Below are 10,954 nucleotides of genomic sequence, written 5' to 3' on the forward strand. Positions count from 1 at the left end.
GAGAATGTGGCTACCAGTCTTTAACGCGGCGTACACCACCGAATTCGGAACCGATATAAGCTCTGGTGAATACGGTAAACAGCATATGGCTTAAACGGGTGAAAGGAATGCTTGCCAGCATGAATTCACCACAAAGGATATGCAGAGTGAGCATTACCGTGGCATCACCTATCTGATGGTATGCCAGTACTCCGGTAAGAAAGACCAGTCCGGGAACAGCAAGTGCCAGCCAGTCTTTTGATGAAGTAAGGTAACGCACATCACGCTGCAGAAAACGACGCAGACCGAAATAGATACAGCACACAACAACCACTATGGAGAGTATGTCGGAAATATTTTCGGGAATTGTCGGCCAGCTGATGCCGAAGAACTGATCCCAGAGGACCACATGCCCGAGCAGAAAAATGGGCACGAGAACAAGACAAATGTGAAAAATGAAAGTTACCAGTGCAGTAACGGGGCTGCGCTGCCAGCCGAGGGTTCCTACCGGATTCAACCAGTGCAGAATGGAACGCAGGCTGTACTTCCAATTCATATAATAGAGGGAAGAACCGTCTTTCTTTTTAGCCAGACTGTACATTGAAGTAAGTCTGTATATTGAACCTAGAATAAAAATTCCCCAGGCAATCCATGCCAGAGGACCTACCACGAATGCGTAAATACTGTTCATGCGTATTTCCTCCGGTTTTTAAAAGTCACTCACATTGGCAACAATGCGCTGAAACTTTCCGTCTTTGATTGCCGGAATGAGTACCTTCTGGGAGCATGGGCTGAAAACAGGTTCAAAGCACTGGTCAAACTCCTCACTGTAGGGTTTGCCGTCAAGAACCACGGTAAAGCTTCCGTTTTTTTCAACCTTAGCTGCTACATGCGAGCTGTCCGGACTGAATACAGGCTTCCAGGCCATTGCAAATGAGCCGGACCATCTGTTGCCGTCAACAATCACGCTGTAGTCGTATCCATCCTTGCCAAGAGCTGCGGCTCTGTTGCCGTCGGGGCTTACAGCAAGATCAACTACGACAGGAGAGACAACACTCCATGCATCTCCGTTTTTAGCAACAGTAAATTTACCGAAGCTAGGCGCAACTATGGCCCAGAGATTATTTCCATCGGCACTGAACTGCTGATGCCAGCACTGTGCAAAAGTTTTGCCCCATGCCACTTCACCATCCTGTGCCATGGTCCATGCTCCGCCAAGACGCACAGGAGCAGCAACTACGCCTGTAACCGGATTGAAGCAGGGGTCCCATACACACTGAAATTCACGCTGCCAGATCTTTCCGTCAACAGCGATGGTGTAATCGTAAAGTGTTCTTCTAACCTGACAGGCCACACGTTTACTTTCAGCATCAAAAACCGGAGTATAGCAGTTCATGAAAACAGTATCCCAGGCCTCGCCGTTTACAGCGACGGAATATAGTCCCTTCTGAAAGAGATCTATATCGGCCTGAGGAGTTGATGCTACCTGTACTGCGGCTGCGGTATTCTTACCGTCAGGAGCAACACTGAAGTTGTTCGCATTCTCGTAAAATTTTTCCCAGAGAACACCATCGACACCCATACCGTATTCCATATCCTGCTGAACAGCACAGATAATTGATCCGTCAGGTCCGAATTTAGTATCCCAGATGTATCCATACATCTCAGGCCAGTTCTGTCCGTCTACACAGAGAGTCCACTCTCCTTCAGACTGGGCAATACCGGTCAATCTGCCGTCGGGAGAAAAGCGGGAATAAAAAACCCTGTCAAACTTTTCGTCCCAAGCCTCACCATTAACGCAGGAGGTAAATTCCATTTCGCCGGTCTTTACGACCGCCCCGACTTTTTCACCGTCGGGACTTGCGTGGAATTCTTCCACCCACTCAAATTTGTCAGACCAGGAGCCTACGTCCTGGACCTCACGCTTACCGGGATTCCAATCCCACGTGGACGCATCAGGCATCTCACGCCTCCTCATTCCGTTGACCCGTCGAAGTCCGCCACATCCATCGGGTCCGGTCGGTTTTTTCTGGTGCCGAGGCACCTTGGGTTTAAACCATCTTTTGTCCCTCTTTCATTCAGACAAAAAACTCTAAACTCTTTCAGCCATTCCTTACGAATGGAAACTCCTGCTAATTCGCATATTTTACAAATCAGGACAAGAGAAACCGCAAACATGCGGTCATGCTTTTCATCATTAATGAACAGTATGTCAAAAGCTGTGACACTTTATGATATACCCTAGCCAATCCGTGCCCGATCTGACCCACAAATCGAACACGTAAGATACTGTTTGCGGTAAAAGCGGCCCGACGCTCTCACCAGCAGAAAAATGCAAGCCGCGAATTACAATCCCAGCTTTTCGTTTATATATTCATAGTCCAGTTCTGCATTAACAAGTTCTGCACCATGATTTATTTTAATCATGTCCCTAAGCTTGTAGCTGTCCTGTATCGCTTCCATTTTTTTTGCCACGGTAAAGGTATCATCTCGAACAACTATTACAGGAATTTCAAGAACTTCAGATCTGGTAAGAATAATATCATTCGGATAGAGATTACCGGTTAAAATAAGGCAGGGGCAATTACCCTCAAGGGCTACAAGCTGGACATCGGCACGGTCGCCGCCAACTATTACGGCTGAATTTTTATGACGCCTGAAATGGGTCATAAAGTTCTCAACCTGCATTGTACCAATAAGGAAATTTTCAACAACCCGATCGACCTTGGCATGAGCGGAAATAATTTTTCCGAACAGTCTTTCAGCAAGGTCACTGACCTTGATGGCCCCCATAAGAGGATCACGGGGGATGACCCCGAGTACTTTTACTCCGCGCCGCTCAAGAAATGGAACTATTACTTCTTTCAGCTCATCCATGTAATGTTCAGGGACATCATTAAAGACGACTCCAAGCAGATCATCACCAAGATCAGCTTTGGTCCGCAGAACATAATCATATCTGAGTTCATTATTGTTATATCTATCGACCAGAATAGTTTTGGCGCCCAGCGTACGGCACACGGCAGGACCGCTAACTCCGCAATATGTTCCCGAGCTTAAATAACTTCCTGATCCACCAATGATCATGATGTCTTTATCTTCACTGAGCTCGGCATAAGCTTCCGCGATATCGGGCATAAGGTCCCCGGTATCTTCGGAGAAAGCTTTAATTGTAAAATCTCTGGTCACCAGAACCGGTGTAACTTTCTGGGGATTCTGATCAAGCCCCAGAACACCCTGTATAAATGTGGCATCAGCATCACCCGGAAGGTTGTCGCTCATATGTGGAACAGCGCCGACCGGTTTCATGTAACCGACTTTATAACCTTCTTTACGGAACTTGAGTCCCATGGCCATGGCAAGAAGGTTCTTTCCGGAATACCCGGTTGTGGAGCCTATATACAAACCAACCATCTAAGCCTCCTTGAAAAATTGAATCTTAAACTGATTCCACCTTGTATTCAGGATAACCGCCCATCCTTACAGTTATCCGTATGTCAGCGACAAGAGCCGAATCCCGGCAGACAAGCACAGGATTGAACTCGGCCTCGCAGACATCCGGAAAATCCATTGCCAGGGAAGAAATCTTAAGCAATACATCTATTATGGCGTCAAAATTAACAGGACTGCCACCCCGAACCCCTTTCAGAAGCATATAGGATTTGATCTCTCTGATCATTGCGGAGGCGTCCTCCCTTGTCAGCGGAGCAAGCCTGAATGATACGTCCTTGAGTATATCAACATATACACCACCAAGACCGAACATGACCAGTGGCCCGAACTGTTCATCCCTCTTAAAGCTTATGACAACCTCTCGTGAATCAAAAGGAGCCATCTGCTGGACAAGACAGCCGGCAATATAAGCGTCAGGCATAAGACGCTGTGCTCTGGCTGTGATGTCCCAGAAAGCCTTGCGGATTTCATCAGGGGTATTCAGGTTTACAACAACACCGGCAACATCACTTTTATGCGGAATATCCGGGGAAGCGATCTTCAAAACAACCGGGTATCCTATCTCAGAAGCAATGGCGACTGCATCATCTCCGCATCTTGCAAGGCCTGATTCAGGAGTAGACAGGCCATAAGCCTTAAGCAACTCACGGGCCTGAAATTCAACAATTTCAGAATGTCCTGTACGGACAGCTTTGCTTATGACCTCTGCGGCACTTTCGATATCACGCTCAGGTTCCTCGCAAACCCTAACGCTGCCGCTTTTCCATAGAGAATACCTGTGCAGACTTTCCATCGCCCTCACTGCCGGCTTGGGAAAATCGTAAACAGGAATCCCCGCATTTACTAAAACAGATCTTGCTTCAGCAGTTCCACCGCGTCCCATTAAACAACAGAAAACCGGTTTTCCTGCTTCAGAAACAGCTTTGACTACAGCTCTAGCTGTTTCGGCCGGATCAAGACATCCGGCGGGTGAAATAACTATCAGCACAGCATGAACCATAGGATCATTCACAACAAGAGAAGAAACAATCCCATACCGTTCAGCATCAGCATCTCTTAAAATATCCACAGGATTATACAAGGAAGCATAACCCGGCAGAATTCTCTGCAATTCCCCAATGGTATCAAAGGAAAGTCTGGCCATACGCAGGCAGGACTCACCACAGGCGTCAGCGGCAAGAATACCCGGCCCCCCGGCATTGGTAACAATAGCCAGATTGGACCCCTTAGGAGCTGTCTGCATGGAAAACGCTTTGGCAAGACTGAACAATTCCTCAAGCCTGCCACCCCTGACAACCCCGGATTGCCTGAAAGCTGCGTCATAAGCACGGTCCGAACCGGATACGGCTCCGGTGTGAGCTGAGGCCGCTCTTGCTCCGGCCGGGGTTATCCCGGACTTGAGCATTATAATCGGCTTTTTCATAGCCACTTTTCGGGCCTGCTCCATAAACCTGCGCCCGCTCTCCACATTTTCTATATATCCGAGAATAACCCTGGTATCAGGATCACTGCCCAGATATTCCAGAACAGCAGCTTCATCCAGAACGGACTTATTGCCGAGACTTATAAATTTTGAAAATCCTCTTCCACTGGACAGAGCCCAGTCCATTACGGTTGCGCAGAGTGCGCCGGATTGTGAAAAGAAAGCTATATTCCCTGCCGGCGGCATATTACTGGCAAAAGAAACATTGAGCCCGGAACCGGCATTTATGAATCCAAGTGAATTGGGGCCGAGAAGTGAAATTTCATATTCCTGGGCTATGCGGACTATTTCCTGCTCCATGAGCCAGCCTTCATGCCCTGTTTCCTTGAAACCTGCACTGATGACTACAACCGCTTTTATACCGCACTCGGCAATTTCAGCAAGGCAGGAGACAACCCCGGCAGCCGGAACGACTATCACAGCCATTTCAGGAGCAGGTTCTATGCTGGAAACTGATTTGTAAGCTTGAAGATCACAGACTGTGCCACCGTTCAGATTTACAGGATAAATTTCACCCTTGAAGCCCGCATCGATCATAGTGCGGACGATTGTATTGCCGATTTTTCCGGCCTTTGCCGAAGCTCCGACCACGGCTATGGATGAAGGATTGAATAACTTGTCCAAACTCTCTCCTGATTGTGTTCCGTATATCAATATTTATATCACTTTATCTGGTTTTAAAACGGACCGCACACCGCAACGGAACAATATGCAAATTTCATAGATTCCATCCTGTTCGGCAGGCATAACGAGGATGGATTTACCTCTAGCACTGCATAAGTACTCTTATCAAGTAGTCTGGACAATGCCTGACTAATGAAATGTATTATCACACCTGAGCCGGACTTACTGTCAGAGACAGGCTTGGTCACCAGTGAAAAAGCACATAATTTCCCGGAATCGGACCCCGGAAGTCATATTAATTTGGAAAATATCAAGAACAATTTGAATCAGAAGCTCTTTATGCTATGTTATTTCATTGAAACAACCGTAATGGTTCTTGATCCTCTTTTATGACCCCGGTTCTGCAATGCACACCGGAGTCGCTTGATTTACTTGACTGGAATGATGCTTGTTTTATTGTTTTAATCAATAATCTTAATATGTTTTGCTTTCAGGCCCTCTTCCTATTTAACCAATTGCAAACAAAGCATATTTAATGGTATTACGCCTAGGGGGTTGGTAGTTATACCAAAAAGTTATTTTTAATTTTGGTGGAGAAAAAATGGTCCCGCCTATGGATACTTGAGAATGAGCACATCCAATTGCCCAGACGATTCAGTGCAGGAGCAATTCTATCCTGTAAGCACTTCTATTTTCAGAGTTCTGCCCAAAAGCAGACCTCCCTTTTCTTTTTATCTTTACGACCGCTCACTCGGGAACTTCAAGCCCGTATCAGAACCCGGAAAAGTAATTATTTCAGCTGAAAAGGAGAGGATTCTCAAGGCTTGCGAATCAGGTCTTATCTACCTGCATTCAAAGGATCTTAAAGCCTGTGAACCATATCTGAGCTCACATCTGCGCATAGTTCTGGAAGATTTATCTGAATTTTTATCAGTGGTTGATCTCGCCCCGATTATATTGGCAAGTATGAGAGCCCTTATCGCTCCACTGTTCCGGGAGTCCGTAAAACTAAATTTCGAAAGATTTAATGAAGTTGTCCCCCCTCTTGTACGTATCCTTTATGATTCTCCGGAGATACTTATCCACATTTCAGGCATGCTGGACCGGGATCACTCCCTGACCAACAAATCACTTGCGACAGGATTTACAGGACTGGGACTATGCCTGCTGGGACGCGATACCAAAACAGAACTTCAAACACTTGAACACTGCGCCTATGCATTGTTTCTTTGCGATATAGGTCTGTGCAGGCTACCGGATTTCGTACTCGGAAAAGAATTTTCCCTGACCATTGATGAACAAAAAAGAATCAAGCACCACCCGGTCCTCTCACTGGAAATACTCAGCTGGACCAAGGAAATACCCAAACCTGCGCTTGTGGGCATTCTCGAACACCATGAAAGACTTGACGGTTCCGGGTACCCGAGAGGGATACAGGGAGAATGCATTTCATGGATCGGAAGATTATGCGGTGTTGTCGATTCGTTTGTAGCAATGGTTATGAACCGCCCCGGCAAAGCTCCTGTAAGTGAAGTTGAAGCACTCAAAACACTTTACAAGGAATCGTCCATGTACGATCCCAACATAGTTTATTCCCTTGAGAAAGTAGTACTCCGTGATTGATGTAAGCGCAGCCATCCTCACAGGCGGCAAAGGCAGCCGTATGGGGTTTGTGGATAAATCCCGACTCAGAATAAACGGGCAGACCATGCTTGAACGCCTGATAAGTTCTATGGAAGGACTGTTTCAGGAAATCATGGTTGTCAGCCGAATACCGGAAAATATACCGCTTAACGGCATTAAAAATATTTCTGACATTCATCAGGCCAGATGTTCTCTAACCGGTATTCATGCCGCACTTGAAAATTCTGTTTCTGACCATGTATTCATCAGCTCATGTGATGCCCCTTTTCTAAAACGGGAACTGATTCAGGAGATTCTCTCAAGGTTAAAACCGGAAGATGATGTTCTGATTCCCATACATCAGGGGAAATGGTTTGAACCCCTTTGCGCTGTATATTCAAAGAGATGTCTGCCATTTATAAAAAAAAGTCTGAATAATAATAATTTTCAGATAATTAATTTTTTCTCTGAGGTGGTTGTGTCAAAAATACCCACTACTGAGCTTCAAAAACACGATCCTAAATTGGAATCATTTATAAACGTCAACACTCCTGAAGATTTGAAAGCAGCCTGTGAAAGAGCCGGAGATTCTTGCAAATGACCAAAAGCAATGTGAATCGGATGGAAGCTCTGCAACTTTTAATGGAAGCCACAGACAGAACTGCAACATCCAGTACAAAAGTAATAGAAGCTCAAGGCCTTGTGGCTGCTGAAAATGTTTATTCACCGCTGAACCTTCCTGAATCACCACGTTCGGCAATGGATGGTTATGCGGTAATCGCTGCGGATACTGTCGGAGCTGCGGAGACAACAAGAATCTCCCTTGAATGTATCGGCGAAATAAGACCCTCCGGTGGAAATATAAGCAGCCTGAATCCTGGTCAGGCCTGTAGAATACTCACCGGCGGAATTCTGCCGCCACCGGCTGATGCTGTTATCCCGTTTGAGCATGTTCAGTCGGAAAACAGTAAAATTATTATCTCAGCCGAAGTTAAAAAAAATTTTTCAACTCGTCTTATCGGTTCGGATATAAGTATAAATTCAAAAATAATCGGCAAAGGGGAACAGTTTTCCCCTTCACATTGTTCGCTGATCTCCTACGCTGGCATAAAAGAGATTCTATCCTACGACACGCCTTCAGTACTGGTTATAGCTGTCGGCAATGAATTATGTGATCCGCTTGGAGAAAATATTTCAGGCAAAATTCCGGCAGATAATCTGATTTTATTAAAAACAATGTGCGCGGCACAGGGGTTTCACAAAGTTACAGTAAAAGTCTGTGCCAATGAAAAAGAAGCTATCATGGAGATGATAAGCAGCGGCATGGGACATGACCTCATAATCACCACAGGAGGAACCGGACCCGGCCAGCGGGATATAGTAATGCAGGCGGCCTGTAGTGCCGGCTGCCAACCCTTATTCAAAGGCATCAGAATCCATCCTGCTAAATCAGTATTCGCCTGTGTGAAGGATAAAACCGCTGTAATTGGTCTTCCCGGACCTCCCAACGCGGTTCAGCTGTCGTTCCATTTTCTTATAAAGCCGCTACTTGCTTATATGAAGGGCCTGACGGCTTTCAATTACGAGTTTAAAGCACGCCTGCTGAAAGCGATTAAAAGATCGGCCGAGACAGAAAGACTCTGGCTGTGCAGCCTCCATACAAGTGATGGCAGCTTTCGGGTTATGCCCCTTGATGACCGAAGCATATCAGTAAGACAGACCATGTGTTGCGCTCATGGAATAATAGCCCTTTCACCCGGCCTATCACCAGCCGAAGAGAATGAAGAAGTAACCTTTATCCCTTTTCTTATGCCGAATCTGGTATAAAATATTCCGAAAAAGCTATTAGGCGATGCTTCCGGGCAAAGCTAAAACAGCTCAAGTTTGATCAGATTGTAACCTTAAAAAAACAAATCCGAGACGGGTCCGAAACAGCCTGAAGTTAACATTGCCACAGCAGTTGTTCAGCAATCGTAACAAGGTTTGGTATAATGAATAAAAAATTGTGCCGGTTTAGTTCCGGTATAAAAGAATCAGGTTTCTTCACCAGACCATCCCCTCCCCACGGCAAGCAACTGCGACTAAATTTAATAAAGCAGAATCAAGGCGATCTATTCTACGCCTGATTCTGCTTTTTTATTTGGTAATGGCCGCTAAGAGAGTCCCTATTTATAACCTTTTTTTAAACGGCGAGGCATCATGGCAAAAAAGAACTATGTGCTGGATACCAACGTTCTGATAGAAAACCCGAACTGCATTAAAATTTTAAGAAACGGGCAGGAAAACAATATCTTCATCCCTTATACGGTTATCACCGAACTGGATAAGCTAAAAAAAGATCAACGTCTGGGGCCTGTTGTCGCTCAGGCCATCCATACCATTTTAAATGATAACGCCATTACTATCTTTCCTCCTGTATTCAACAACTCCAACCGTGAACTTTCACCGGATGATTATATTCTGGAAGAAATAGAAAACAGTGAGCTTGAAAAACCAATTCTGGTGACAAACGACAGAATCCTGCAAATCAAGACCAGACTTTATGACATCTCCTGTGAAGGTTTCAGGGACTCAATACCGTTCCGCTCTGATTCACAACTTTTTACGGGTTTTTCCGACGATGAGGGTACACCTGTCCGCAACAGCTTCAAGTGGGAAAACGGAACCCCAGTATTCATAAGTGAGAGCGGACCTAAACCGATCGGATACACCCACGAAGTCTGGGGTATAAGACCGCGTACCGTCTATCAGAATCTGGCCATGGAGCTTATGCTCAATCAGGATATCAATCTTGTCTCCATACAGTCCGAGGCCGGTTACGGAAAAACATTTCTGGCTCTGGCCTGTGCATTATATCTGGCCCTCGAAAAGAAGGACAATAATTGTGACAAAGTATATCTGGTCAAACCTATCTGGGAAATCGGAGCTAAAATGGGCTTTCTTCCCGGTGACGTGGAAGATAAAATGCTGCCCTATGTGCGTTATATACACGACCTGATTGTTAAACTGCATGAACAGCGACCGGCAAACAGAATATTCATGGAAGGCGGATCTGACAGACTTAGATTCAATCAGAAAAAATTCGAGATTCTGCCCATTGCATATGTCCGGGGGATGAATCTGGAAAATTGTGTTGTGATAGTCGATGAAATGCAGAATATGTCACGGACAGAAACCAGAGCCTTGCTGACCCGCATGGGGGAGGGCGTAAAATGTTTCTGCCTCGGTGATACGAGACAGGTTGATAACCCCTATCTGAATGAAAGTAACAACGGACTGAACTGGGTGGTCAAAAAACTAAAAGGCTCAAAGGGGTATGCCCATATTGTGCTCAAAGGAGACCGCTCAAGAGGACCTATAACAGACCTTGTGCTTAAATCCGGTCTGTAATGGTTATATAATTAGACAGCTTAACTATTATTAAAAATACCACATAAAAAAACCGGTCCCGAAAGGGACCGGTCAGATTGCTGACTAACCCCGTTTTTTTTAAAAGCGGGGTTTTATTACGCCCTATTTCTGTTCGATTTAGTTTGAAAAATTTAAATTTGGTCGATCAAATCCCAAGTTCGAAGCAAAACAGTGAACGGAACTCTCTTTGAAGGCAATAGTTTTAAAAATATCAGAAAATATGCGTCTAGCGCTTAGGATAAGCGCTATTTTCTTCATGTTTTGGCAGGCTGCGCAGAGGAGACTTTGTTCTTGAGCCTTCGAGAGGCCGCGCATTCTGGCATAGCGATGTCCGTGAAGCTCTTTTGCATCAGCAAAACTACGCTCAACGGTTTCTTTTCG

10 protein-coding genes are annotated in these 10,954 nt (G+C 45.6%); 4 read left to right on the forward strand and 6 right to left on the reverse strand.

The genetic code is table 11. The annotated features are described in order from the left end of the window. Positions 1 to 10 precede the first annotated feature (10 nt). From tmcC to G496_RS0113370, 5 genes are all read right to left on the reverse strand, one after another. Positions 11 to 670 carry a TmcC family electron transfer complex membrane anchor subunit gene (gene tmcC / locus G496_RS0113350; RefSeq protein WP_027179717.1) on the reverse strand — a complete coding sequence of 220 codons (660 nt, stop codon included), beginning with the start codon at positions 668 to 670 and terminating at the stop codon, positions 11 to 13. An 18-nt stretch (positions 671 to 688) separates the two neighbouring features. After that, positions 689 to 1,942, reverse strand: a complete 1,254-nt coding sequence (gene tmcD, locus G496_RS0113355) for an electron transfer complex subunit TmcD (protein ID WP_027179718.1) — start codon at positions 1,940 to 1,942, stop codon at positions 689 to 691. 11 nt (positions 1,943 to 1,953) lie between these two features. After that, entirely contained in the window at positions 1,954 to 2,157 is a 204-nt protein-coding gene (locus tag G496_RS21355) for a hypothetical protein (RefSeq protein WP_027179719.1), read from the reverse strand. A gap of 168 nt (positions 2,158 to 2,325) precedes the next feature. Next, positions 2,326 to 3,393 (reverse strand): phosphotransacetylase family protein, encoded by a 1,068-nt coding sequence (locus tag G496_RS0113365; RefSeq protein WP_027179720.1) that lies wholly within the window; start codon positions 3,391 to 3,393, stop codon positions 2,326 to 2,328. A 25-nt stretch (positions 3,394 to 3,418) separates the two neighbouring features. Then, positions 3,419 to 5,539 (reverse strand): acetate--CoA ligase family protein, encoded by a 2,121-nt coding sequence (locus G496_RS0113370; RefSeq protein ID WP_027179721.1) that lies wholly within the window; start codon positions 5,537 to 5,539, stop codon positions 3,419 to 3,421. Positions 5,540 to 6,166: 627 nt separating this feature from the next. On the opposite strand from G496_RS0113370, the gene G496_RS0113380 reads away from it, so the two are divergent. From G496_RS0113380 to G496_RS0113395, 4 genes are all read left to right on the forward strand, one after another. Continuing rightward, entirely contained in the window at positions 6,167 to 7,162 is a 996-nt protein-coding gene (locus tag G496_RS0113380) for an HD-GYP domain-containing protein (RefSeq protein WP_034633308.1), read from the forward strand. Then, the gene (gene mobA / locus G496_RS0113385; RefSeq protein ID WP_051295053.1) at positions 7,155 to 7,763 is read left to right on the forward strand and encodes a molybdenum cofactor guanylyltransferase; all 609 of its coding nucleotides are present in this window, start codon (positions 7,155 to 7,157) and stop codon (positions 7,761 to 7,763) included. The genes G496_RS0113380 and mobA overlap by 8 nt, the downstream gene beginning before the upstream one ends. Next, entirely contained in the window at positions 7,760 to 8,989 is a 1,230-nt protein-coding gene (locus tag G496_RS0113390) for a molybdopterin molybdotransferase MoeA (protein WP_027179725.1), read from the forward strand. Before mobA ends, G496_RS0113390 begins: the two co-directional genes overlap by 4 nt. Positions 8,990 to 9,361: 372 nt before the next feature. Beyond that, positions 9,362 to 10,552 carry a PhoH family protein gene (locus tag G496_RS0113395; RefSeq protein ID WP_027179726.1) on the forward strand — a complete coding sequence of 397 codons (1,191 nt, stop codon included), beginning with the start codon at positions 9,362 to 9,364 and terminating at the stop codon, positions 10,550 to 10,552. A 138-nt stretch (positions 10,553 to 10,690) separates the two neighbouring features. Here the strand turns inward: G496_RS0113395 and G496_RS21510 are convergent. Continuing rightward, a partial coding sequence (locus G496_RS21510) for a transposase (RefSeq protein ID WP_027179727.1) occupies positions 10,691 to 10,954 on the reverse strand: 264 nt, incomplete at its 5' end.

Origin of the sequence: Maridesulfovibrio bastinii DSM 16055, from assembly GCF_000429985.1 — a bacterium.
Lineage (GTDB): Bacteria > Desulfobacterota > Desulfovibrionia > Desulfovibrionales > Desulfovibrionaceae > Maridesulfovibrio > Maridesulfovibrio bastinii.